Annotated in this window: 20 protein-coding genes; 11 read left to right on the top strand and 9 right to left on the bottom strand. The window is 69.9% G+C overall.

What is annotated here, in order from left to right; all coding sequences use genetic code 11:
* Positions 1 to 34: 34 nt before the first annotated feature.
* From dnaG to rpsU, 4 genes are all read right to left on the bottom strand, one after another.
* Positions 35 to 1,789, bottom strand: coding sequence for a DNA primase (gene dnaG, locus JHW41_RS24005; protein WP_057945941.1), 1,755 nt, complete (start codon positions 1,787 to 1,789; stop codon positions 35 to 37).
* 112 nt (positions 1,790 to 1,901) lie between these two features.
* Positions 1,902 to 2,783: a YihY/virulence factor BrkB family protein gene (locus JHW41_RS24000; RefSeq protein ID WP_057949900.1), complete on the bottom strand. Its 882-nt coding sequence runs from the start codon at positions 2,781 to 2,783 to the stop codon at positions 1,902 to 1,904.
* A gap of 552 nt (positions 2,784 to 3,335) precedes the next feature.
* Entirely contained in the window at positions 3,336 to 3,782 is a 447-nt protein-coding gene (locus tag JHW41_RS23995; RefSeq protein ID WP_057945942.1) for a GatB/YqeY domain-containing protein, read from the bottom strand.
* Between the two features lie 205 nt (positions 3,783 to 3,987).
* Positions 3,988 to 4,203: a 30S ribosomal protein S21 gene (rpsU, locus tag JHW41_RS23990; RefSeq protein WP_031371286.1), complete on the bottom strand. Its 216-nt coding sequence runs from the start codon at positions 4,201 to 4,203 to the stop codon at positions 3,988 to 3,990.
* A 171-nt stretch (positions 4,204 to 4,374) separates the two neighbouring features.
* Here rpsU and tsaD point away from each other — a divergent pair, with 171 nt between their 5' ends.
* From tsaD to JHW41_RS23975, 3 genes are all read left to right on the top strand, one after another.
* Positions 4,375 to 5,397 (top strand): tRNA (adenosine(37)-N6)-threonylcarbamoyltransferase complex transferase subunit TsaD, encoded by a 1,023-nt coding sequence (gene tsaD, locus JHW41_RS23985; protein ID WP_250448057.1) that lies wholly within the window; start codon positions 4,375 to 4,377, stop codon positions 5,395 to 5,397.
* Positions 5,398 to 5,604: 207 nt separating this feature from the next.
* Positions 5,605 to 5,967, top strand: a complete 363-nt coding sequence (gene folB, locus JHW41_RS23980; protein ID WP_250448055.1) for a dihydroneopterin aldolase — start codon at positions 5,605 to 5,607, stop codon at positions 5,965 to 5,967.
* A 154-nt stretch (positions 5,968 to 6,121) separates the two neighbouring features.
* On the top strand, positions 6,122 to 6,946 hold the full coding sequence (locus JHW41_RS23975) for a DUF6159 family protein (RefSeq protein WP_250448053.1): 825 nt from the start codon (positions 6,122 to 6,124) through the stop codon (positions 6,944 to 6,946).
* A 76-nt stretch (positions 6,947 to 7,022) separates the two neighbouring features.
* Here the strand turns inward: JHW41_RS23975 and JHW41_RS23970 are convergent, their stop codons facing one another.
* Positions 7,023 to 7,820: a DUF3592 domain-containing protein gene (locus JHW41_RS23970; protein WP_250448051.1), complete on the bottom strand. Its 798-nt coding sequence runs from the start codon at positions 7,818 to 7,820 to the stop codon at positions 7,023 to 7,025.
* 506 nt (positions 7,821 to 8,326) lie between these two features.
* Between JHW41_RS23970 and JHW41_RS23965 the strand changes: the two genes are divergently transcribed.
* The 6 genes from JHW41_RS23965 to JHW41_RS23945 all read left to right on the top strand — a co-directional run bounded on the left by JHW41_RS23965 (position 8,327) and on the right by JHW41_RS23945 (position 14,649).
* Positions 8,327 to 9,544, top strand: coding sequence for a class I SAM-dependent methyltransferase (locus JHW41_RS23965; RefSeq protein ID WP_428995593.1), 1,218 nt, complete (start codon positions 8,327 to 8,329; stop codon positions 9,542 to 9,544).
* Positions 9,541 to 9,951 (top strand): hypothetical protein, encoded by a 411-nt coding sequence (locus JHW41_RS23960; protein ID WP_057945949.1) that lies wholly within the window; start codon positions 9,541 to 9,543, stop codon positions 9,949 to 9,951. Before JHW41_RS23965 ends, JHW41_RS23960 begins: the two co-directional genes overlap by 4 nt.
* A 103-nt stretch (positions 9,952 to 10,054) precedes the next feature.
* Positions 10,055 to 10,180 carry a hypothetical protein gene (locus JHW41_RS26050; RefSeq protein WP_284499518.1) on the top strand — a complete coding sequence of 42 codons (126 nt, stop codon included), beginning with the start codon at positions 10,055 to 10,057 and terminating at the stop codon, positions 10,178 to 10,180.
* 147 nt (positions 10,181 to 10,327) lie between these two features.
* The gene (locus JHW41_RS23955) at positions 10,328 to 12,838 is read left to right on the top strand and encodes a TonB-dependent receptor plug domain-containing protein (protein ID WP_250448049.1); all 2,511 of its coding nucleotides are present in this window, start codon (positions 10,328 to 10,330) and stop codon (positions 12,836 to 12,838) included.
* Positions 12,839 to 13,051: 213 nt separating this feature from the next.
* The gene (locus JHW41_RS23950; RefSeq protein WP_250448047.1) at positions 13,052 to 14,170 is read left to right on the top strand and encodes a PAAR domain-containing protein; all 1,119 of its coding nucleotides are present in this window, start codon (positions 13,052 to 13,054) and stop codon (positions 14,168 to 14,170) included.
* A gap of 53 nt (positions 14,171 to 14,223) precedes the next feature.
* Positions 14,224 to 14,649, top strand: a complete 426-nt coding sequence (locus JHW41_RS23945) for a hypothetical protein (RefSeq protein WP_139382052.1) — start codon at positions 14,224 to 14,226, stop codon at positions 14,647 to 14,649.
* Positions 14,650 to 15,382: 733 nt separating this feature from the next.
* Here JHW41_RS23945 and JHW41_RS23940 read toward each other — a convergent pair.
* The 4 genes from JHW41_RS23940 to JHW41_RS23925 form a co-directional block, all read right to left on the bottom strand.
* Complete coding sequence (locus JHW41_RS23940) at positions 15,383 to 16,630, bottom strand: multifunctional CCA addition/repair protein (protein ID WP_250448045.1); 1,248 nt, start codon at positions 16,628 to 16,630, stop codon at positions 15,383 to 15,385.
* Positions 16,631 to 16,783: 153 nt separating this feature from the next.
* Entirely contained in the window at positions 16,784 to 17,152 is a 369-nt protein-coding gene (locus tag JHW41_RS23935) for a PH domain-containing protein (protein ID WP_057945953.1), read from the bottom strand.
* A 156-nt stretch (positions 17,153 to 17,308) separates the two neighbouring features.
* The gene (locus JHW41_RS23930; RefSeq protein WP_250448044.1) at positions 17,309 to 18,205 is read right to left on the bottom strand and encodes a complex I NDUFA9 subunit family protein; all 897 of its coding nucleotides are present in this window, start codon (positions 18,203 to 18,205) and stop codon (positions 17,309 to 17,311) included.
* A 10-nt stretch (positions 18,206 to 18,215) separates the two neighbouring features.
* Positions 18,216 to 20,285, bottom strand: coding sequence for a lytic transglycosylase domain-containing protein (locus tag JHW41_RS23925; protein ID WP_250448042.1), 2,070 nt, complete (start codon positions 20,283 to 20,285; stop codon positions 18,216 to 18,218).
* Positions 20,286 to 20,571: 286 nt separating this feature from the next.
* On the opposite strand from JHW41_RS23925, the gene JHW41_RS23920 reads away from it, so the two are divergent.
* Entirely contained in the window at positions 20,572 to 21,369 is a 798-nt protein-coding gene (locus tag JHW41_RS23920) for a sulfite exporter TauE/SafE family protein (protein WP_241833799.1), read from the top strand.
* A 281-nt stretch (positions 21,370 to 21,650) separates the two neighbouring features.
* Positions 21,651 to 24,566 carry a TonB-dependent receptor gene (locus JHW41_RS23915; protein WP_250448040.1) on the top strand — a complete coding sequence of 972 codons (2,916 nt, stop codon included), beginning with the start codon at positions 21,651 to 21,653 and terminating at the stop codon, positions 24,564 to 24,566.
* Positions 24,567 to 24,647 lie beyond the last annotated feature (81 nt).

Raw genomic sequence — 24,647 nt, 5'->3', positions numbered from 1 at the left:
GGCCGCAGCACGAAGCGCGACCTGCGCGCGCCGGTTAGGTCGCCGCGCGCAGTTGCAACAGCGCCAGCAACTCGCGCTTCTGCTCGTCGCCCAGGCCGAACTCGCGCTGCAGCGCCTGCAGTTCCTCCAGCCGCTGCACCACGGTCTGCTTTTCCAACTGCCCGACCGCGTCGAGGAATTCGCGCTGCAGGTAGTCCTCGTTGCCGGGCAGGCTCTGGCTGGCGAGCTTCTGCAGCGCGCCGATCTGGTCGTGTTCGGCGAAATGCTCCAGCAGCGCGCCGGTGGTGATTTCCGGCCGCGTCTGCACCACTTTGACGATCGCCGCCAGCAGGTCCACACCCGGTTGGTTGAGCCCTTCGAAGGTGTACTTCGGCGGCTCGGAGCCGGCCAGCGGCTGCAGCGCGGCCGCCAACGACGGCTTCTGCAGCAGCAGCGCGATCGCGCTGCGCACCAGCGAGCGCTTCGGCGTCGCCGCCGGCCGCTGCGCGGCGCTGGCGCGCTGCGCCGGCACGTGGGTCTGCGCCGACGCCGCGCGCGCGCCGACGCCGGTCAGTTCGGTCAGGCGCTGCTTCATCAGGTCGGCGAAGGCGCCTTCGGGAATCTGCGCCAGCAGCGGCTTGGCGCGTTCGGCCAGGCGGCCCTTGCCTTCGAGCGTGTGCAGGTTGACGTCGGCGGCGAGGCTGTCGAACAGGAACTGCGACAGCGGCATCGCCTCCTGCAAGCGGCGGCCGAAGCCGTCCGCGCCTTCGCTGCGCACCAGCGTGTCCGGGTCTTCGCCCTCGGGCAGGAACAGGAAGAACGCCTGGCGCCCATCCTTCATCCGCGGCAGCACCGATTCCACCGCCTTCCACGCCGCCCCGCGCCCGGCGCGGTCGCCGTCGAAGCAGAAATAGACGTCGGCGGCGTTGCGGAACAGCAGCTCGGCGTGGTCGGGCGTGGTCGCGGTGCCGAGCGTGGCGACCGCGGTGTCGACACCGTGCTGGAACAGCGCGATCACGTCCATGTAGCCCTCGACCACGACCAGCCGCGGGATCTTGTTGTGGGTCTGGCGCACCTGCCACAGCCCGTACAGCTCGCGGCCCTTGTGGAACAGCGGCGTTTCCGGCGAATTGAGGTACTTCGGCCCGTCGTCCTTGTCGAGCACGCGGCCGCCGAAGGCGATGACCCGGCCGCGGCGGTCGTGGATCGGGAACATCACCCGGTCGCGGAACTTGTCGTAGACGCGGCCGCTGTCGTTCTTCGACAGCAGGCCGGCGCGGTCGAGCAGCTTGAGCCGGCGCTCGTCGGTGCCGAGCGCATCGCGCAGGCCGTTGAAGCCGTCGGGCGCGTAGCCGATGCCGAAGCGGTCGCGGATGTCGATGCTGACGCCGCGGTTGTCCAGGTAGCCCTGGGCCTTGCCGCTGGTCGCGTACTGGCGCAGGAAGAAACGCTGCGCCGCTTCCAGCGCGTGGACCAGGTCCTGGGTGTCGGAGTTCTCGTTGCGCGCGCGGGTGTCGCGCGGCACTTCCACGCCCACGCGCTTGGCCAGTTCGTCGACCGCGTCGAGGAACTCGAGCCGGTCGTAGTTCATCAGGAAGCTGATCGCGGTGCCGTGCGCGCCGCAGCCGAAGCAGTGATAGAACTGCTTGGTCGGCGAGACCCAGAACGACGGCGAGCGCTCGTCGTGGAACGGGCAGCGCGCCGAGTATTCCTTGCCCTGGCGCTTCAACGGCACGCGCGCGCCGATCACCTCGACGATGTCGGTGCGGGCGAGGAGGTCGTCGATGAAGGCGTCGGGGATGCGGGCCATGCGTGAGCCGCCCGGCGGGGCGGCGCGGTCTCGAAACGGAGCGGCGACTAGGATGCCATGGGCGGGGCGCAACGGCCGCGACCGCGACGGGCGGTTGCGGCGCCGGCACGGCTCAGCCCGCGTCCAGTCCCGCCGCCGCGCGTTCGTCGGCCAGCCGGCGCCGGACCCGCGCGTGCTCGTCGAGCATCGCGGTGATCAGCGCGCCGACCAGGAACACCACCGCGCAGTAGTACATCCACACCAGCATGACCACCAGCCCGCCGGCCGGCCCGTAGGCGGTGCCGAGGCTGGCCTGGCCCAGGTACAGGCCGATCGCGCTGCGCCCGAGCATGAACATGCCGGCGGTCAGGGCGCCGCCGAACAGCGCGCGCCGGCGCGTCACCGGCCGGTCCGGCAGCCAGCGGTACATCGCCGCGAACACCGCCGCGTACAGCAGGAACGAGAACCCCGCCGCGAACGCCGGCAGCAGGTCCGGCACGTAGGCGATCAGCAACTGCAGCGCCGCCTGCGCCGCCATCGACACCACCAGCAGGAAGCCCACGCTGATGACCATGCCGAACGAGAGCAGGCGCTTGCGCAGCCACACCGCCAGCCCGCCCAGGCGCTTGGCGTCGCTGCGGAACACCCGGTTGAGCGCGGCCTGCAACTGGCCGAACACGGCCGAGGCGCCGACCAGCAGCGCCAGCGTGCCCAGCATCGCCGCCATCGAACCGGTGCCGGGCCGATGCTGGGCGTTGGCGACGATCAGCCGCGCGGTGTTCTCGACCTCGTTGCCGGCCAGCAGGCCCATCTGGCGGAAGAATTCCTCCTGCGCCGACGGATACAGCGCGGTGCTCAGCCACAGCACCATCAGCACCAGCGGCGCCAGCGACAGCAGGGTGTAGAACGACAGCGCCGCGGCCAGAGCGAGGATGTCGTAGTCGACGAAGCGCTGGACGAACTTGCCGGGCCAGCTCTGCTCCAGCCGCGCCTGCAGCGAGTGGACGCGCTGCATCGCGTCGTGGGCGAGTCCGGCCGCGGCCGAGCGCCCGCCGGCGTCGCCGGACGACGGCGGGAGCGGGGCCGGGGCCGGTTCGGCGGTTGCGATGGTCTCGCGCGCGTCCGCCTGCGCATCGGAGCCCGGCATCGGGCGGCCGGCACCGGCAGCGGTGGAGCGGTGCGGGGCGTCGTCGGGGCGTCGGGGATCGGTCGAGGGCATGCGGCGAACGGAACCGGGCGGGGTCGCGTTCAGTATCCGACAAGCCGGTTAGGCGCGTGTTGGCATGGCGTTAGAGCGGGGCGGCGGGCCGGCCCGGTTTCGCCGCGGTTGCGGTATCGCGGTCGCGGCTCGCGCCGCTCCTGCAGTCGCAAGCGAAACCCGCCGCAGCTCCCTGTAGGAGCGGCGCGAGCCGCGATCGCTACCCCGCCGCGACCGCGCAACCCGCCGCGAGCCGTCGCGAGCCGCGTTTTCCGCGAACAAAAAAGCCGGCGCGACACGAGGCCGCACCGGCTCAGCTTGTCTCGACACCAAAACCGACCGCCGCGCACGCGCGCGGCGCGGGGGCGATCAGCCCGCCAGGCGCTTCTTGGCCAGCGCCGAGACCTGGCCCATGTCGGCCTTGCCGCCGAGCTTGGCCTTGAGCGGGCCCATCAGCTTGCCCAGATCGGCCGGGCCGGTCGCGCCGACTTCGGCGATGGTCGCCTCCAGCACTTCGAGGATCTCGGCCTCGCCCATCTTGGCCGGCAGATAGCGGTCGATCACCACCATCTCGTCGCGCTCGATCTGGGCGAGGTCGTCGCGCTGGGCGGCTTCGTACTGGGTCACCGAGTCGCGGCGCTGCTTGACCATCTTGTCGAGCACCGCGATCACGGCGTCGTCGTCGAGCTCGATGCGCTCGTCGACTTCCTTCTGCTTGATCGCGGCGTTGATCAGGCGGATCACGCCGAGGGAATGCTTGTCGCCGCTCTTCATCGCGGCCTTCATGTCTTCGGTGAGGCGTTGCTTGAGGCTCATGGGACGAATCCGGGAAGGGGGAAAGGGGAGGCAGGCGCGGGCCGGGCACCGGCTCCGGAAAAACCGGACCGGCTGCGCATTTCGGGCCGCTGTTCGCCGAACCGCAAACGCAACGAGCCGGCAGCGCACGAGGCGCAGCCGGCTCGAAGGTCGATCGATCCTCGCAGGCGCCGGCCGCGAAGCCGGTGCAGCGCGGAAAGCGCGATCAGTACAGGCGCTGACGCTTGGTCACATCGCGCGAAGCGCGACGGGCCTGGCGCTTCACCGCGGCAGCGGCCTTGCGCTTGCGTTCCTGCGTCGGCTTTTCGTAGAACTCGCGCTTGCGGGTCTCGGCCAGGACGCCGGCCTTCTCGCAGGTGCGCTTGAAGCGGCGCAGGGCAAACTCGAAAGGCTCGTTTTCGCGGACTTTGACGCTGGGCATACGTTTTCTCGTTAAGGGACCAGCCCGGGCAGGCCGGGAGAAGAGCCGCGCATTATAGCGGTGCTCGTACGGAAGGTGCAACATAGGCGGTATGAACGCGACATTCTCCCAGAAATCGGCCGCCGTGCCAGCCCCTGCAACCCTCCGCGCCGGTCGGGAAGGGCAGCGGCCATGAAGGTCCTGGGGATCGAAACCAGCTGCGACGAGACGGGAGTCGCCGTCTACGACACCGACGCCGGCCTGCGCGCGCACACCCTGTACAGCCAGATCGCCCTGCACGCCGAGTACGGCGGGGTGGTGCCCGAGCTGGCCAGCCGCGACCACGTGCGCAAGCTGCTGCCGCTGATCCGCCAGACCCTGGCCGAGGCCGGCCTGCGCACCGACGAACTCGACGGGGTGGCCTACACCGCCGGTCCCGGTCTGGTCGGCGCGCTGCTGGTCGGCGCCGGCGTCGCCCGCGCCCTGGCCTGGGCCCTGGACGTGCCGGCGATCGGCGTGCACCACATGGAAGGGCACCTGCTGGCGCCGCTGATGGAAGACGACCCGCTCGGCCGGCCCGAGCCGCCGTTTGTGGCCCTGCTGGTGTCCGGCGGGCATACCCAGCTGGTCGCGGTCGACCGCATCGGCCAGTACCGGTTGCTCGGCGAGACCCTCGACGACGCCGCCGGCGAGGCCTTCGACAAGACCGCCAAGCTGATGGGCCTGCCGTATCCGGGCGGCCCGCAGCTCGCGGCGCAGGCCGAACTCGGCACGCCCGGCCGGTTCAAGTTCGCCCGCCCGATGACCGACCGGCCGGGCCTGGACTTCAGCTTCAGCGGCCTCAAGACCCAGGTGCTGCTGGCCTGGCAGAACAGCGACAAGACCGAGCAGACCCGCGCCGACATCGCCCGCGCGTTCGAGGACGCGGTGGTCGACACGTTGGCGATCAAATGCGAGCGCGCGTTGGATGCGGCCGGCTGCGACACCCTGGTGGTGGCCGGCGGCGTCGGCGCCAACCAGCGCCTGCGCGCCAGGCTGGCGGCGATGGCCGCCCAGCGCGGCGGCCGGGTCGCGTTCCCGCGGCCGATGTTCTGCACCGACAACGGCGCGATGATCGCCTACGCCGGCGCGCTGCGCCTGCAGGCGGGGCAGCGCGCGGATGCGTCGGTGCGGGTGACGCCGCGCTGGGACATGGCGTTGCTGGACGCGGTCTGATCGCGGCGATGAGGCATTCGTCGTCCGCCTAGTGTCGCGATCGCGGCTCGCGCCGCTCCTGCAAGAAGCTTGCGCGGGAGCGGTGCGAGCCGCGACCGCGACAATGCGACCACGACGTCTGCTTCCTTCCGTTTCCTCGGCGACAAGCCGCGCCGCACTCGGTTACATTGCGCCGCATCGCCGTCAGCCTGGCATCGCGCACCGCTCATGGACCACGTATTCATCGAAGGCCTGGAAATCGAAGCCGTCATCGGCATCTACGACTGGGAGCGCGAGATCCGCCAGCCGCTCGTATTCGATCTGGAGATGGCCTTCGACAACACGGTGCCGGCCGCCAGCGACGCGATCGAGCACACCCTCGACTACGCCGCGGTGTGCGCGCGCATCACCGCGTTCGTCGCCGATTCGCGCTTCGGCCTGGTCGAGACCCTGGCCGAGCGGGTCGCGGCGATCGTGATCGAGGAATTCGGCGTGCGCCGGGTCGCGCTCAAGCTGACCAAGCCCGGCGCGATCCGCAACGCGCGCGGCGTCGGCGTGCGCATCGTGCGCGAGGCCGCGGCTCGGCCGTAGCGAACGCCGGCGCGGCGACAGGCGTGGTCGCCTGCCGCGCCGATTCCTGCGGTCCCCTTCGCCGTTCCCGCCCCGCGCGCGGCGCGCATCGCCACTTGCGCGACGCCCGCGCAGCGCCGACGATGCGCGGTCATCCAGCCCTGGGGAAAGGCCGATGTTCGACAAGATCAAGCGCAGCTGGCGGTTGGCCAAGGCCAGCGCGTCGGTGCTCAATTCCGACCGCGAGCTGCTGGTGTTCCCGGTGATCTCGGCCGCCTGCGTGCTGGTGGTGCTGGGCACCTTCCTGGTCCCGGCGCTGGCGCTGGGCGTGTTCGAGGACGGCTACAGCGTCGGCGCGGCGCTGTATGCGTTCGCGTTCTACTTCTGCCAGTACTTCGTGATCGTGTTCTGCAACTGCGCGCTGGTCAGCGCGGCGATGATCCGGCTGGAAGGCGGCGACCCGACCCTGCGCGACGGCCTGCGCGCGGCGACCGCGCGGATCGGCGCGATCGCCGGCTACGCGGCCATCGCCGCCACCGTCGGCATGCTGCTCAACGCGCTCAAGGACCGCGACAACAACATCATCGTGCGCCTGATCGGCGGCGCGCTCGGCGCGGCCTGGACCATGGCCACCTTCCTGGTGGTGCCGGTGCTGGTCGCCGAGGACGTCGGTCCGGTCGACGCGGTCAAGCGCTCGGTGGCGATGTTCAAGCGCACCTGGGGCGAAAGCGCGGCGGGCATGGTCGGCATCGGCCTGGCCTGCGGCGTGGCGATGGTGGCGCTGGCGCTGGGCGGCTTCGGCCTGGCCTGGTTGCTGGGCCAGGTGTCGTCGGCGCTGGCGGTGCTGGTCGGCGCGCTCACGGTGCTGGCCCTGCTCGGGCTGGCGGTGTACCAGAGCGCGCTCGGCGGGGTGTACTCGGCCGCGCTGTATCGCTACGCCGCCGACGGCGAAGTGCCGGCGGGGTTCGAAGGTTTGTCGCTGGAGTCGGCGCGCGTTTGAGCGCAGCCGCTCGGCAAGACGACGAAGGCCGCGTGCGAGCGCGGCCTTCGTCGTTTGCGACGCCGGGCCGGCGTTCTCAGCCCAAGGCCTGCGACAGCTGCGGCCGTTCGCCGAAGCCGACCACGATGCGGCCGGCGTCGCCGGCGGCGTCCGGGTAGAACCACACCAGCACGCGCTCGCCGGCGCGCGGCAGCGCGCGCGGGTCGAAGTCGCCGATCTTGGCCACCCGGCGCTCGGCGCCGTCGTGGTCGTTGAAGCGCACCACCACGCGCACCCGCGACGGGTTGTAGACCTCGGTGCCGACGTGCTCGGTGTGGACCACGGTGCCGGCCACGCGCACGCCGTGGGCGAGCAGGTCGCGGATGCGCCGGCTGCGCTCGCGATAGCGGCGCAGGCACACCAGCGCGCCCAGCGCCAGCAGCAGCGCGATCAAGGCGCTTGCCGCGGGCAGCGAGCGCGGCGCGTCGCCGAACAGCCACTGCGGCCAGCCGGCGGCCAGGCCGGTCAGCGCCGCCTGCGGATGCCAGGGCCAGGCGCGGGCGAGTGCGAAGCCGGCGGCGAGCGCGGCCGCGGCCAGGGCCAGGCTGGCCTGCAGCGCGACCGCCAGGCCGAAGCGCACGCCGAAGCCGGCGTTGACGAACACCCCGAAGATGATCCCGCCGAAGCCGCCGGCCAGCAGCGACCACAGCAGGGCCTGCAGCGGCGCGCCCGGGGCGACCGCGTCCGGCGGCTGGGCCAGGGCGCCGGCCAGGCTGTAGCCGCACAGGACCCAGCCGGCGGCGCAGGCCGCGCTCAGCAGCCACAGTCCCAGCGGCAAACGGTCCGGCGGCGGCAGCAGACGGCTGTGCGCGTTGGCGAGGGCGGGCTTGCTCATGCCATGGCTTCCTTGTCGGTCGAGAACCGAGGGGCCATGTTGCATTCGGCGGGTAAAGAAAGTGTGCGTTAAATCACAAATTTTCGTGGGCTGGCATGCCCGCTTGCAGTGGTAAATCGCGTTTTAGGCGGCTATCGGGCTGTTCAGCCGCGCCGAGGCCGGCTTCGGCGCGCGGTCGCGCCGCCCCTGTTCAGGCGGTCGTAGCGCTCAGCGCCGGGCCAGCCGCTCCTCGATCCCGGCGTCTTCCTCGCTGCCGAAGCCGACCACGATCCGGTCTTCGTCGCCCGGCGCTTCGCGCAGGAACCAGACCTGGACCGGGTCGCCCACGCGCGGCAGCCGGGCCGGATCGAACGGGCCGATCTTGGTGGCCCAGCGCCCGGTGCCGAGGCGGTCGCCGAAACCGGCGACGCGGCGACTATGCCGGCGGCCGCGCGGACCGCCGTGCGTGCGATCCGGCGAGCGGCCGCGCGATCGCGCCGCCCGGGTCCGCACACCCGCGCTGCTTTATCCTGATCGCCCGCTTCGCCACCGCCGCGCCCGTGACCGCTCTCGACCTGCCGCTTCCCGATCCCGACGCGCTCGCCCACAGCGCGCGCCTGTCCCGCCTGATCCACGAACAGATCGCCGCCGCCGGCGGCGCGATCGCGTTCTCGCGCTTCATGGAGCTGGCGCTGTACGCGCCGGGCCTGGGCTACTACAGCGCCGGCGCCAGCAAGTTCGGCGGCGAAGGCGACTTCGTCACCGCGCCGGAACTGGGGCCGGTCTTCGCCGCCTGCACGGCCCAGGCGCTGGCGCCGGCATTGCAGCAGATCGGCCCGCAGGCGCGCCTGCTCGAACTCGGCGGCGGCACCGGCGCATTCGCCGAAGTCGCGCTCAAGCGCCTGCTCGAGCTGGACGCGCTGCCCGACCGCTACGCCATCCTCGAACCCAGCGCGCAGCTGCGCGAGCGCCAGCGCGAGCGGTTGATGCAGCGGTTGGCGCCGCCGTTGTTCGAGTTGGTGGAGTGGCTCGACGGCCCGTTCGGCGACGAGTGGGAAGGCGTGGTGTTCGCCAACGAGGTGATCGACGCGCTGCCGACGCCGCGCTTCGGCATCCGCGACGGCGAAGTCTACGAGGAGCACGTGACCAGCGACGGCGAGCGCTTCGCGCGCGAGCTGCGCCCGGCCGACGGTTTCCTCGCCAACGCGGTGGGCCACATCGAACGCGGGCTGGAGCGGCGCTTCGCCGACGGCTATCGCTCCGAGGTGCTGCCGCAGCTGCCGTACTGGATCCAGGCCGTCTCCGGTGGATTGCGCCGCGGCGCGCTGCTGTTCGCCGACTACGGCTATGCGCGCGGCGAGTTCTACGCGCCCGAGCGCGACGACGGCACGCTGCGCGCCTACTACCGCCATCGCGTGCATGGCGAACCGCTGCTGTGGCCGGGCCTGCAGGACATCACCGCGTCGGTGGACTTCACCGCGCTGGCCGAAGCCGGCGTCGCCGCCGGTTTCGATCTCGCCGGTTATTGCTCGCAGGCCAGCTTCCTGCTCGGCAACGGCCTGGACGGCGTGCTCAAGCGGATCGAATCCATCGCCGACCCGGTCGAGAAGCAGCGCCGCCTCAACGAGGTGAAGAAGCTGACCTTGCCCAGCGAAATGGGCGAGCGTTTCCAGGTCATGGGCCTGCAGAAGGACGTGGAGCTGGGCGTGGCGTTCATGGTCGGCGACCTGAGCCATCGCCTGTGAGCGCGGCCAGGACCCTGCGCGAGTTCCGCCGCCCGGCGCTGTGGATCGCGCTGTGGCTGGCGATGATCGCGGCGGTGATCGCGACCTGCCTGATGCCGGCCCAGGACCTGCCGCCGGCGCCGTTCGATGCCTTCGACAAGGTCGAGCACTTCACCGCCTACCTGCTGCTGTCGTTGTACGCCGGCATGCTGTTCGCGCGGGTGCGCGCGCAGGCGCTGGCCGCGGCGGGACTGATCGCGCTCGGCATCGCGCTGGAGTTCGCCCAGGCCAACCTCACCGATTCGCGCAGCGGCGACGCCGCCGATGCCCTGGCCAACGGCCTGGGCGCGCTGGCCGGCTTGTGGTTGTCGCGCACGCCGGTCGCGTTGTGGCTGCAGCGGCTGGACCGCGCGCTGGCGCGAGGCTGAGGCGCCGGATCGCGACGTCCGCGATCCTCGTAGGTGCCGCCCTCGTAAGTGCCGCCGCGATCGCGTCGCGGCCATATCGCCGATGACGGCAACGCGCCGCTGCATGCGCGCATCGCTTGCGACCGGCACGCTTCATCGAATTCAGCGGCGCGCCGATGCCGTGCGCTTTCCGCGCTCGCGCGTGCCGCCGCGCACGCGATTCGGTGACGCCGAACGCATTCAGGTCTGAACGCCGCATTAGCCCGTTCGTCGTAGTAGGAAAACCGTCACAAAGGCAAAGTCGGCACAGTCACGCGGCGTATTGCGAAAAGGTTAAGAACCCGTGAGGCTCCAGCGCGGGCCACGGGCGCCCCTCACCTTCGCAAGGAACCGACTCATGTCTTCGACCCCGCATCGCCACCGACTGGCGCTGGCCGTAGCCGCCGCCATGGCCGCGACCGCCTTCGTTCCCGCCGCATTCGCGCAAGCGTCGGCGCCGCAAGCGCCCGCGTCGGGCACGCGCGAGGCGACCACGCTCGATGCGGTGCAGGTGACCGGTTCGCGCGCGCGCGGCCGCGCCGCCGAGGACACCGCGGCGCCGGTGGACGTGATCGGCAAGGAAGAACTGAACGCGACCGGCGCCACCGAGATCGGCCAGATCCTGCAGATGCTGGAGCCCTCGTTCAATTTCTCGCGCACCTTCGTCAGCGACGGCACCGACATCCTGCGCCCGGCCACGCTGCGCTCGCTCGGCCCCGATCAGGTGCTGGTGCTGGTCAACGGCAAGCGTCGCCACCAGCAGGCGCTGGTCAACGTGCAGCAGACCATCGGCCGCGGCTCGGCCGGCACCGACATCAACGCGATCCCGCTGTCGGCGATCGAGCGCATCGAAGTGCTGCGCGACGGCGCCGCCGCGCAGTACGGCTCGGACGCGATCTCCGGCGTCATCAACATCATCCTCAAGAAGCAGACCGAGGAAACCCAGCTGTCGCTGCAGGCCGGCCAGAACTACGCTGGCGACGGCGAGAACTACTCGGCCTCGGTCAACACCGGCGTCAAGCTCGGCAGCGACGGCTTCCTCAACCTGTCGTTCGAATACCGCGACCGCAGCGCGACCAACCGCGCCGGCCCCGACAGCCTGCGGGTGAATCCGCCGCGAGTGACCCAGCGCCTCGGCGACGCCGACGCGACCGACGCGTATTTCTGGTTCAACGGCGGCCTGCCGGTCGGCCGCGGCGAGCTGTACTGGTTCGGCGGCCTGTCCAAGCGCAAGGGCGATTCCTACGGCTTCTTCCGCAGCCCCGGCGACAACCGCACGGTGCCGGCGCTGTATCCCGACGGCTTCCTGCCGAACATCCGCACCAAGGTCGACGACACCTCGCTCGCGGTCGGCTACAAGGCGCCGATCAACGACAACTGGGATTGGGACGTGTCGATCAACCGCGGCCGCAGCAAGTTCGGCTTCGAGGAAGCCGACTCGGTCAACGTCAGCTGGTGGTACGAGCCCAAGCCCGGCGGCGGCATCTACGCCGAATCGCCGACCAGCGCCGACACCGGCACGCTGCAGTTCGACCAGACCACGTTCAACCTGGATTTCCGCGGCACGCTCAAGGGCTTCAACGACCGCCCGCTGTACCTGGGCACCGGCGTGGAATACCGCAAGGACGAGTACCAGATCCGCGCCGGCGCGCCGGTGACCTACACCTACGGCCGCACCAACAACCGCAACATCAACATCGTCGGCCAGGCCGGAGAGACCGCGCAGCCGGGCATGCAGGGCTTCCCGGGCTTCTCGCCGAACGAGGCGGTCGACGACGGCCGCCACAACTACGCCGCCTACGTCGATCTGGAAACCAACCTCAGCGATCGCTTCCTGCTCGGCGCGGCGGTGCGCTACGAGGACTACTCCGACTTTGGCCAGACCACCACCGGCAAGCTGTCGGCGCGCTTCGACGCCAGCGAGCAGTTCGCGCTTCGCGGCACGGTGTCCACCGGCTTCCGCGCGCCGGGCGTGCAGCAGCTGTTCTACAGCCAGCGCTCGACCAACCTCAACGCCGCTGGCGAGCTCACCGACACCCTCACCGCGCGCCAGGACAGCGCGGTGACGCGCGCGTTCGGCATCGAACCGCTGAAGGAAGAAACCTCCAAGAGCGGTTCGGTCGGTTTCGTGCTCAAGCCCAACGACCGCTTCTCGCTGACGATGGACGTGTTCCGCATCGACATCGACGACCGCATCATCTTCTCCAGCAACATCCAACCCGAATCGGTCGGCAACAACGGCCAGCCGTGCGCGCCGGGCAACGGCAACTGCCCGATCCGCGCGATCCTCGACCCGATCGGCGTCGGCCAGGTGCTGTTCTTCACCAACGCCATCGACACCCGCACCACCGGCGTGGACCTGGTCGCCAACCACAACACCGAGTTCGCCAGCGGCGCCAAGCTCAACCTGACCGCGCTGGTGCACTTCAACAAGACCGAGGTCAAGGACCGCCGCTCGCAGTCGGCGATCCTGCCGCCGAACGTGCTGTTCGACGACACCCAGGTGACCCTGATCGAGAAGGGCCAGCCGCGCCAGCACCACGTGCTGCAGGGCGTGTACGAGACCGGCCCGTGGGAACTGACCGCGCGCGCCAACTACTACGGCCCGGTCACCGGCGAGGGCTTCACCCCCGGGGTCAAGCAGACCTGGAGCGGCAAGTGGCTGGCCGACCTGTCGGTGCGCTACAAGTTCAGCGACCAGCTGGCGCTGACCGTCGGCGGCAACAACCTCTTCGACACGTATCCGGACAAGTGGGATCGGGTCCGCGGCGCGCCGTTCCCCGAAATGGGCTTCAAGTACGGCTGGGAAACCCTGCCGTTCGGCATGAACGGCGGCAGCTACTACGCGCGCCTGGACTACCGCTTCTGATCGTCGCAAGCGATCGCGCGAAGACGCCGCCCGGCTCCGGCCGGGCGGCGGTCGCGGCGCGCAAGGCGCCGGGGCCGGGCTGAACCCGCGCCGCAGCACTCGGTTCGGGCCTGGCCCGAACCGCGACGGCCGCGGCTTGACGCCGCCGCCGGGGGGGAGAAGACTGGCGGCACCAGCGTAGCGACAGGGACTGTCATGGGCAGGATATGGATCGTGGTGGGCGACACCACCACCGGCGGCGGCAGCGTAGTGTCCGGCTCGCCTTTTACCGACATCGACGGCAAGCCGGTCGCGCGCATCGGCGACAGCGTCGTGTGCCTGCGCCACGGCCCGACCGTGATCGTCAGCGGCGACTCCAGCATGATCGTCGACGGCCAGCCGGTCGCCCGGCATGGCGATGGCTTGGCGTGCACGTGCAGTTTGGTGGCGGTGCAGCAGGCGCATGTGCATATCGCCAGCGGCGGGGCGGGCGGTGCGGCGGCGACGCCGTCGGTTGCCGAAGCCCCGACTGCAGCATTAGCGCCCGATGGTGCAGGTGCGCCGCCGCCGGCCGCCGCGGCAGGTGCGCCGGCAGGCGCGGGCTCGGCCGCCGCACCGCCACCGGCCACGCCTCCCGCTCCTGCGTGTTGGATCGCCGACCACGACAAGAGCGTCGCAGTGCAAAGCCGCGGGCGTTATTACGAAGTCTTCGACAAGAACGGCGCGAAACATAACTACAACATCCAGCGCAAGTTCAAGGTCGCCTGCCCGCTCAAGTCCGGCGGCAACGTGCGGGTCGAGGTGAAAATAAAGGCCGTCGCTCAAACCGGGGTCACCGCCGCGGACGTCGCTGCGGCCAAGACCGCGTTGGAGACCGGCGTGTCGACCCATTGGTCGAACAAGTTCAAGCTGGAGATCACCGATCAGCCCTGCGGCACCAAGACGCTGCCGATAGAGTACAAAGTGGTATGGGTGACCTCCGGCGAAGACTATACGATGAAAGTGCACCAGACTTATCCGCGAGAGGGCGTGACCGGCTACGTCATCGACGTGTCCAAGACGACGACCGCCTGGATCTATGCGCATGAGTTCGGCCATTGCGTTGGCGTCCCCGACGAGTATTCGTACACTGCCGACAATGAAACGGTGCAGTACTACAAACCCGACGGCACGCTGGACAGCACGGTGATTTCGGCGCCGCCGACCAAGCCGGCCACCGATACCTCCGCCACCATCATGTCCACGTTCGGCAATACCACCGTGCTGCCGCGCCATGCCTGGAGCGTGGCGCGCGAAGTCCAGGAATTGCTGACATCGAAGATAGGACGTCCTGTGACATGCAACGTCATCTGACTCTGGCCGCGGTCTTGTTGGCCACAGCGTGTACACCGGTAAAAGGCGCGAGTATGAACAACGACACTCTTTCGGTTTCCGCCACCTGCCGCAACAGCCCGCAATGCAGGTTCGTCGGGCAGGACATGTTCATCGATGTCCGCATCCTCAACAACACAGGCAGCGACATCTCGCTGCCGCTGGACTATCTGCGCAAGCGCGGACCGGTCATCAAACTGATCGATCGAAAAACCGGCAGCGAGAGCTTCACCCGGCCGAATCTGGCCGATCCGGCGTTGCAGGAAAAGCTGACCACGTTGAGGCCTTCCGAGTCGGTGATCGTGGAATGGGTGATCGCCGAGTCGGAACTGCGCCAATTCGACGAGCATCATGTCGACGTCACCGCCGAGATCAGCATCCAGTCGGGCGCCCGCAGCGAAGGGCGGGAGATCGAGATCAAGGGAAGCGGGTCGCTCAACATCGCCAGCGCCAAGCCGTAGGGTTCCGCAAGGCATCGATGCCGCGCTTGCTGGGCGACTCTTCGCTGCAATGAGTTGAGGCGTTTGCGGGCGAGCGGCTAAGCGCGACTCTTGAGCCTGCGTCTTGCGCGTAGCGGCCCGCCCAGACGACATCGATGCCGCATATGAAGGAACTGCAATGAGGTTCCCCGTCCTGGCTCTGTTCGCGTTATGCCCTTCGGTGGCATACGCCAGCGACAAGGCCTACGCCTGCGACCTGGGCGATTTGGGTGCGCCGCAGGTGGTACGGGTGACCAAGGCCGGCAAGCTGGCCGATACCTACATCTACTACCTGCGGCAGGGCGACGGGGCAGCGCTGCCGTTGCTCGGAGGCGAGGCCGAGGGTTCGCGCGGTTCCGGGCTCAGGATCGAATGCGTCGATGGCAAGCATCGCGCGCTGGCGGTGTTCGGCGAATTCATGTCGGCCGGCTATCCGCAGGGATGGGTGATGATCTACGACCCGGCAAAGCGCTCGTTCGAGCGCTTCGGCTTCGCGGAGAGAGCGCCGCTGGGCTGGCTGTACCTGGGCGCCCAGGACAGTCTGCTGGTGTTCGCGCCCGGCGGACGCCTGGAAACCGAGCGGCGCTATCTGGTGTACCGCTTCGCGGTCGGCGCCGGCCAGGACAGCACCGAAACGATCGTCGATACCTTGCCCAAGGCCGAGGGTTACGAGGTGGTCAAGATCGACTGGTACGCTCGCAGCCGCGCCAGTCCGTCAGTCCGCCGGCGAATCCTGCGCCCCCTCGCGCCGCAGCGCCGCGATCGCCTCGATCCTCGCCCGGCGCATCGCTTCGCCGACGGCCGGACCGCTCAGGCCCGGCTTCAGGTCGCCCGCGCGCACCTTCAGGCCGGCGTGCAGCGCGTCGACCAGCGCCTGCCGCGAAGGATAGTCGCTGTCCTCCAGCCCCAGCCGGCCGCGCTTGTCGGCCTCGCACACCAGCGCCATCTGCTCGATCCGCTTGGGGTTGCGCCAGCCGTCGCAGCGCGCGATCAGCTCGTAGACGCTGCGCGGGCGCATCTCGGCCAGGCGGTGCACGTTGAGGTGTTCGCGGCACACCGCTTCGGCCAGCAGGCGGTGATCGGTCGGCACCTTGAGCCGCGCGCACAGCTCGGCCAGCGGTTGCAGGCCGTTGTGCTCGTGGTTGTGGTGGCGCGGCAGCAGATCGGCCGGGGTGCGCGCCTTACCGAGATCGTGGGTCAGCGCGGCGAAGCCGATCAGGTCGTCGCCGGGCGCGAGCCGCGCGGCCATGTCCACGACCATCTCGGTGTGGATGCCGGTATCGACTTCGGGATGGTATTCGGCCCGCTGCGGCACGCCGTACAGCGCGTCGACTTCCGGCAGCACCGCGGCGAGCGCGCCGGCCTCGTGCAGGGTGCGCAGGAACGCCGAGGGCGTGGCGCAGGCGAGCGCGCGGCGGGTTTCCTGCCACACGCGCTCGGGCACGAGGTCGGCGAGCTCGCCGGATTCGGCCATGCGCCGCATCAGCGCCATCGTTTCCGGCGCGACGCTGAAACCGTGCGCGGCGAAGCGGGCCATGAAACGCGCCGCGCGCAGCACCCGCAGCGGGTCCTCGACGAAGGCCTCGCCGACGTGGCGCAGCACTTTGGCTTCGAGGTCGCGCGCGCCGCCGTAGGGATCGACCAGGCGTCCGTCGCCCTCGTCGCGGGCGATGGCGTTGATGGTGAAGTCGCGCCGGCCCAGGTCGTCTTCCAGGCTTACCGACGGATCGGCATCGACGACGAAGCCGCGGTAGCCGCGACCGGATTTGCGCTCGGTACGCGCCAGCGCGTATTCCTCGCCGGTGTCAGGATGCAGGAACACCGGGAAGTCCTTGCCCACCGCCTTGAAGCCGGCGGCCAGCATCGCCTCGGGCGTTTCGCCGACGACGACGTAGTCGCGATCGCCCGCCGGCAGGCCGAGCAGGCTGTCGCGGACCGCGCCGCCGACCAGATAAGTCTTCATTTTGGGGATTCGGAATTCGGTAGGGGCGAAGCGATTGCGTTGCCGGCTTGCCGGGGTGGGACCGCGATGGGGGCTGCGATGCGCGAAGCGGCGGCGCATCGTCGCGGGCAGCGGTCCCGCTTTGGCGCAGCCCTGGTCGCGAACTCCGCGGCCTCAGCGCGGCGCCAGCAGCGCGATGATGTCTTCCGCGCCGGCGCTGCGGCCGAGGCGGCGCGCGATCGGATTGGGCTGGCCCGACACCCACAGCCGCAGCTCGGCTTCCAGGTCGAAATGGCCGGCGGTTTCCAGCGAGAACATGACGATGCTGCGGTAGGGCAGGCTCAGGAATTCGGTCTTGCGTCCGGTCACGCCCTGCTTGTCGACCAGGATCAGGCGGCGGTCGGTGAACACGATCAAATCGCGGATCTCGCCGAAGGCGCGCACGACGGTTTCGCCGGGCGCGAGCAGCGGGGCGAAGTCGTCGTTGACCTTGTCGGCGGATTTGCTGCCGGCGTGGCCGAGCAGGGTGTCGAGCAGGCCCATGGCGGTGTCCTTTCGCGGGAGGTGTATCGCGCATCCTAGCGCAGCGGCCGCAGCCCCTGTAGGAGCGGCGCGAGCCGCGACTGCGGCAACGCGACTGTTGCGAAAGGTTCGGCGTAGTCGCGTTGCCGTGGTCGCGGCTCGCGCCGCTCCTACAGGTCAGGCCCCGAGGATTTCGGGCAGGCGGGGCAGCACCGGGGTCGGTTCGACGCCGAGCTTGAGCAATCCGTTCTCGACGCTGGTCGAATCGCTCTGCAGCGAGCGCCAGTTGTCGCGGCTGATCGGCTTGCCCGGCAGGTGTTCGCCGATCTCGGCCTGCAACTTGCCCAGCGCGTCGGGCAAGGGCACCACCGCGCGCCAGCGGCCGCGGGCGCGCGCGCCGGCGCGCACGATCTCGGCCAGGGTCATCACGTCCGGGCCGACCAGGTTGTAGCTGCGCTGCACGTGCGCGTCGTCGGCCAGGGCGTTGACGAAGGCCTGGGTCACATCGCCGACCCACACCGGCTGGAAACGCGCGTGGGCGCGGCCGATCGGCAGCATCGGCGCGTAGCGCAGCAGCGCGTCGAAACGGCAGAACAGGCCGTCGCCGGGGCCGGCGATCACCGAGGGGCGGAACAAGGTCCAGTCGAGCTTGGACGCGCGCACCTTCTGTTCGGCGCGGCCGCGCGCTTCCAGGTAGTGGCTGTGGCCGGTGCCGGCGTTGAGCGCGCTCATCTGCAGCAGCCGGCGCACGCCCATGTCGCGCATGGCTTCGAGCAGCGCCTCCAGCAGTTCGACGTAGACGTGCTGGAAGCCGCGCCCGCTGTCGCCCTGCTCGTTGAGGATGCCGACCAGATTGACCACCGCGTCGACGTCGTCGAGCACCGCGCGCAGGAAATCCGGGTTGGCCACGTCGCCTTCGATGATGCTGGCGTCGCGGCTGAGTTTCTTCTTCTTCGACGGATCGACGCCGCGGCTGAGCACGGTGACGCGGTAGCGCTGGTCCAGCAGATGCGCGACCAGGTGGCGGCCGACGAAGCCGGTGCCGCCCAGGACCAGGACGTGGGGACGCGCCATGGCCGAACCCTTACTCGGTTTCCGCCGGCAGCGGCGCGCTGGCCGTCGCGGCGGCGGCCGGACAGGCGAAGGACTTGCGCCTGGCCTGGGTCGCGCCGCGCAGGCGGTCGCTGACGCTGAGCGCGTCGCCGTTCATGCGCCAATCGTAGAGCACGCTGAAGGCGAGCACGCGGGCGACGTACTCGCGGGTTTCCTTGTAGCTGATGGTCTCGATCCAGAAGTCCGGGTCCATCCCCGGACGCTGCGACTGCCAGCGCGCCAGCGGCGCCGGGCCGGCGTTGTAGCCCGCCATGGCGAAGTAGGGCTGGCCGCCGTACTTGTCGTGCAGCTGGCGCAGGTAGGCGGTGCCCAGGACGATGTTGGTGTCGGAGTCGTACAGGCTGGCCGCGCCGCCCCACGGCAGGCCCAGGCTCTTGGCCACCTGCGCGCCGGTGCCGGGCAGCACCTGCATCAGGCCCATGGCGTTGGCGCCGGAGCGCGCGGTCGGGTTGAATACGCTCTCGGCGCGGATCTCGGCGGCGACCCAGGCCGGGTCGAGCCCGTTCTTGGCCGATTCGCGGCGGATCGTGTCGGCGTGGTGCAGCGGGAAGCGCAGGTAGTACAGGCGCTGTTCCTGCGGGGTCTTGTTGAGCGAGAACACCGCGCGGTCGAACCAGTTGTAGCCCTGCGCGACCTCGATGGCGAGGCGCCGCTGGGTGTCGTCGAAGCGGCTCAGCGCGTCGTCCCACTCGCGGATCGCCCACGGCGTGCGCTCGATCTGGAACAGGCCCATCGCCCGCACCAGCGCCGGATCGCGCGCGACCTGCGCGCGCGCGGCCGGCGCGTCGGCCGGTTGCAGCGGGCACAGCGTGTACGCCGCGCCGAGCCGGTCGGCGGACAAAAAGCCGTGGAAGTCGGCGTTCTTGGCCGCTTCGCGATACAGCCGGGTCGCGGCCGCCTTGTCGCCGGCGCGTTCGGACAGGCGCGCTTCGAAGTATTCCCAGCGCGATTCGCCGCGCTGCTTGGCGCCCATCTTGCGGATCGCCGCCAGCGCCGCGTTCCAGTCCGAACGCGCCATCGCCTCGCGCGCGCGCCATTCGTGCAGGCGTTCGTCGTAGGCGATGTCGGGCACGGCGTTGAGCCGGCGCGCGGATTCGGCGTCGTAGGAGGCCACCGACCACAGCGCGGTCTGGTACAGCACGCGGCCGCGGTCTTCGTCGCTGAAGTTCAGCGCGCTGGCGTACTTGGGCAGCTGCGCTTCGGCGCTGGCCGGCTGGGCCTTGGCCAGCTTGGCCAGACCGTGGCTGGCGATCTTGCGGCTGCGGTCGGTCTTGGGCCAGGCCAGCGCGCGTTCGTTGACGTTATCCAGGAACGCGGCGTAGTCGTTGGCTTGCGCGAGTTGATCCGCCGGCAAGCCGCGCGCCGCCGCGCGCATCACCGCCGGCTGCCATTCGGCGGCGGCGGCTTCGATGCGTTCCCAGCGCAGTTCCGGGCTCAGCCCGCCCTGCGCGGCCAGCACCGCGAACGGCGCGTCGCAGGCGTCGGGCAGCGACTTGCCGCTGCTGCGCCAAATGGCTTGCGCGTCCTTCGTCCATTGCGCGTCGGCGCGGCCGAGCGCCTGGCGCGCGCTCAACTCGGCGCAGCGCAGTTGCGCGCCGCGTTCCTTGCCGCTGCGGTTGAGCGGGGTCCATGCGGCGAGGAAGGCGTTCCAGTCCTGGCGGCGCGCGGTCGCGGCCAGCCAGATCTCGCGGAACGCCTCGCCGGAGGCTTCGTTGCCGCGGCGGGCGAGGAAGTCGCGGGCCTGGCCGTTGTCGAGGCTGTCGATGTTGCGGCGGAGCGCGGCGTACTCGACCCAGCCGTACAGCGGATGGCGGGCGATGTCGGCGTACTGGCCGGCATCGAAGCCGCCGCGTTCGGCCGCTTCCAGCGCGGCGCGCACGCGCGGCAGCTGGGCGTCGGCGGTCGGCGCCGGCGGCGCGCGCAGCAACGGCGGCTTGGCCGCGGGCTGCGCCGGCGTGGACGCCGTGGTCTGGGCGCAGGCGGTGGTGGCGATGGCCGCGATCAGCGCGGCGGCGAGCAGGGGGAAGGGGCGCGGGAGCATCGCCGGACTATAGCCGAGCGCGCATGAATGTCTTATGTGAACGCAGCGTGGATGAGGGCGAAGCGCGAACGCGGTCGCGGCGTGGCGGTGGCGGTGGCGGGAGCGAGGGTCGGAACGACTGTAGGAGCGACGCGAGTCGCGACTGCGACAACGCAGGTACGACGCAGGTACGACGCAGTTGCGTTTTCGCAGTCGCGACTCGCGTCGCTCCTACAGTCGGAGCCATCGGCTATCCAGCGCGCGAACGGGCGTGCAGAATCGAAGGCCCGCATTCGGAATGCAGCGCATGGCGATCTGGCTGGTCTTCCTGGTCCTCGGCGCCATCGCCGGCGTGCTCGCCGGTTTGCTCGGCGTCGGCGGCGGGCTGGTGCTGGTCGCGGCGCTGGCGTGGATCGCGCCGGCGTTCGGCATTCCGCAGGAAGCGGCGATGCACACCGCGCTGGCCAGTTCGCTGGCCAGCATCGTGCTGACCGCGACCGCGTCGGCGCGCGCCCATGCCAAGCGCGGCAGCGTGCTGTGGCCGACGGTGCGCTGGATGGTGCCGGGCCTGATCGTCGGCGGCTGGCTCGGCAGTTGGGTCGCGGTGCGCATCGACGGCGAATGGCTGCGCTGGATCGTCGCCGGCTATTGCCTCATCGCCGCGGCGCAGTTGTTGTTCGGCAAGCCGCGCGCGGCGCTCGGCGAGGACGCGCCGGCGCCGCAGGGCGCGGCGATGTCGGGCGCGGGCGTGGGCATCGGCGCGGTCTCGGCGGTGGTCGGCATCGGCGGCGGCAGCATGACCGTGCCGCTGCTGGTCTGGCGCGGAGTCGCGCCGGTGCGTGCGGTCGGCACATCCTCGGCCTGCGGCGTGGCGATCGGCCTGGCCAGCGCGATCGGCTATGCCTTCAATGCGCCGCCCGGCGCGCTGCCGCACTACGCGATCGGCTATGTCTACCTGCCGGCGGCGATCGGCGTGGCCCTCGCCTCGGTGCTCGCGGCTCCGTATGGCACGCGTTTGGCGCATCGCCTGCATGGCGACACCTTGAAGCGGGTGTTCGCGACGTTCCTGCTCCTGGTCGCGCTGAGCCTGTTGCTCGGCGGCTGAATCCGCAAAGCCGATCACGTTTCCGCGGCATCGCGCCGCGACCTCTCGCGACCGTCCGGCGCCCGGCCTGAATGGGCGGCGAGGGTATGCCGCATCCGGTGTTTGTCCGAGGCCTCGCGACAGGCCGAACAAAACTGCGACCGGTTTGGCAAGTACTCCTATTTTGCGCCTTGTGGCGGATTCACGGATTGTTTACAACCTCTCGGATGCCTCCGGCACGGTCCGGCCGGCACGCCAATAGCCAACAGAGCTAGCCAAGCCAATTACGAGGGAGAGAGTAGATGAAGCCGTCGCGTCGCCATGTCCTGGCGAAAGCCATCCAATTGTCCCTGCTGGTCGCGCTGCCCGGCTTCGCCGCCGCGCAGGACGCCGCCCCCGCTAAGGACCCCACCACGCTCGACTCGGTCCAGGTCACCGGCACCCGCATCAAGAAGGCCGAGATCGAAAGCCAGGTCCCGGTCCAGACCCTCAGCCGCGACGACATCGAACGCACCGGCCTGACCTCGCTCGGCGACATCGTGCAGGAACTCACCGGCGCCGGCTCCGCGCTCAACACCAAGTTCAATTCCTCGGGCAACTTCGGCTTCTCGCCCAACGGCGACGGCATCGGCGCGGGTTCGGCCCAGGTCGACCTGCGCCACCTCGGTCCCAAGCGCGTGCTGGTCCTGGTCGACGGCATGCGTTGGGTCAACGAATCCTCGGCCTCGGGCGTGGGCGCGGCGACCGACCTCAACACCATTCCGCTGGCCATCGTCGAGCGCATCGAAGTGCTCGAGGACGGCGCGTCCTCGCTGTACGGTTCCGACGCCATCGCCGGCGTGGTCAACATCATCACCCGCCGCAACTTCGACGGCGGCCAGATCAGCCTCAACTACGGCCAGTACGGCAAGGGCGACGGCGAGCTGCAGGGCGTGGATCTGGCGTGGGGCTACAACACCGACCGCGCCAACCTGTTCCTCGGCCTGAGCTACGTCGACCAGGATCCGGTGTTCTCGCGCGACCGCAAGGTCTCGCGCGTGCCGGTGCCGGGCCTGGGCGTGGAGACCGGCAGCTCGGCCACGCCGAACGGCCGCTTCATCTTCACCGACCCGCGTTGCCCGGCGGTCGACAGCGACGACGATCCGTCCACGCCGCCGGTCAACATGTGCAACATCACCACGCCCAACGGCTCCAGCTTCCCCAACGGCGTGCGCTTCCCGCAGGACTTCATTCCGTTCGGCGGCGCCAACCGCTACAACTTCGCCGCCGAGAACATGCTGCTGACGCCGTCCAAGCGCACCGGCGCGTTCGGCCAGTTCCGCTATCACTTCAGCGACAACGTGCAGGGTTATTTGAAGGCCCTGTACAACCGCCGCGAGTCGGTCAACCAGGCCGCGCCCGAGCCGATCTTCCTTGGCCTCGACGCCGGCACCGGCAACCCGTGGTCCGAGCGCATCACCATTTCGCGCCTGAACCCGTACAACCCCTTCGGCATCGACCTGACCTCCGAGGGCGCCAACCCGAACCTGATCACGCTCGCGCGGCGTCCGGTCGAGGGCGGCCCGCGCATCTTCGAACAGCAGGTCGACACCCAGTACGTGGCCGGCGGCCTGGAAGGCAGCTTCGACGCGGGCGACCGCACCTTCTTCTGGGACGTCAACGCCGCCTACAGCCGCAACAAGGCCGACCAGACCAACCGCGGCAGCTACAACATCCGCAACATCAACATCGCCCTCGGCGATCCGGCGGTGTGCGCCGCGACCCCGGGCTGCGTGCCGCTGAACCTGTTCGGCGGCCCGGGCACGATCACCCCGCAGATGCTCAGCTGGATCAGCCCGATCATCCGCGACCGCAGCGAGCAGAAGCTCAAGACCTTCACCGCGAACTTCTCCGGCGACCTGTTCAACCTGTGGGCGGGCCCGCTGTCGTTCGCGGCCGGTTACGAGTACCGCAAGTACGAAGGTTCCTACTCGCCCGATCCGATCACCGTCGCCGGCTACTACAACGGCACCCAGTCGCTGCCGACCCGCGGCACGTACGACGTCAACGAGGCCTATGTCGAGTTGAACCTGCCGCTGATCAAGGAAGGTTCGTTCGGCAAGAGCCTGGATCTGAGCCTGGCCGGCCGCTATTCGGACTACTCGACCTTCGGCGGCCAGTTCACGCCCAAGTACGGCCTGCGCTGGCAGGTCGCCGACGAGTTCCTGCTGCGCACCACCTACGCCGAAGGCTTCCGCGCGCCGTCGATCGGCGAACTGTACGGCTCGGCCAGCCGCGCCGACCTGCAGCTCAGCGATCCCTGCCTGATCTCGATCACCGGCTCGCCGCCGACCGGCAACCGCGCCAACTGCGCCGCGCTCGGCGTGCCGGCCGGCGCCGCCCAGGCCAACAGCCAGATCTCGGTGCAGACCGGCGGCAACGCGGACCTGGAACCGGAAACCGCGCGCAGCTTCACCGCCGGCTTCGTCTACAGCCCGGCCTGGGCCGCGGATTCGGCGTGGTCGGACAAGTTCGACTTCGAGGTCACCTACTACCGCCACTCGCTGGAAGGCGCGGTGCAGGCGATCGACGCGCAGACCCAGCTGAACCTGTGCGTGCAGACGCTCGACCCGCTGTACTGCAACGGCATCACCCGTTCCAGCGTCGGCGGCATCTCCAGCTTCGAGAACAAGCTGACCAACCTGGGTTCGATCAAGACCTCCGGCTGGGACGTGGACTTCTTCTGGACCCTGCCGGAAAGCTCGCTCGGCCAGTTCAAGCTGGCCTGGCAGAACACCTGGGTGACCCAGTACGACGCGGTCGGCGCCGCCGGTCAGTTGCAGCCGCGCCGCCCCGGCGTGGAAGTCAACGACAGCGCGATTCCGGAGTGGAGCTCCAACGCGACCTTGTCGTGGAAGCGCAACGCCTGGACCGGTTCGTGGACCGTGCGCCATATCTCCGAACTGACCGAGACCTGCCAGGCCTCGGCGCTGGAGTCGCCGTACTGCGACAACTCCGTGACCGGCGCGAACAAGCTCTCGCCGACCACGTACCACGACATCCAGCTGGGCTACCACTTCGAACTGTTGAAGGGCCTGCAGGTCACCGGCGGCGTCAACAACCTGTTCGACAAGGACCCGCCGGTGTGCCTGTCGTGCTCGCTCAACGGCTACGACGCGTCCACCTACGACATCCCGGGCGGGCGTTTCTTCTACGTGCGCGCGGATCTGCGGTTCTGATCCTGGGGTAAGGCGTCAACGAAAAGAAACGGCCGGCGCTGCGAGGCGCCGGCCGTTTTCGCTTGGGGGTTCTGCGATCGT

The organism is Lysobacter enzymogenes (assembly GCF_023617245.1).
GTDB classification, from domain to species: Bacteria; Pseudomonadota; Gammaproteobacteria; order Xanthomonadales; family Xanthomonadaceae; genus Lysobacter; species Lysobacter yananisis.
This window is presented reverse-complemented; position numbering and strand designations above follow the sequence as displayed.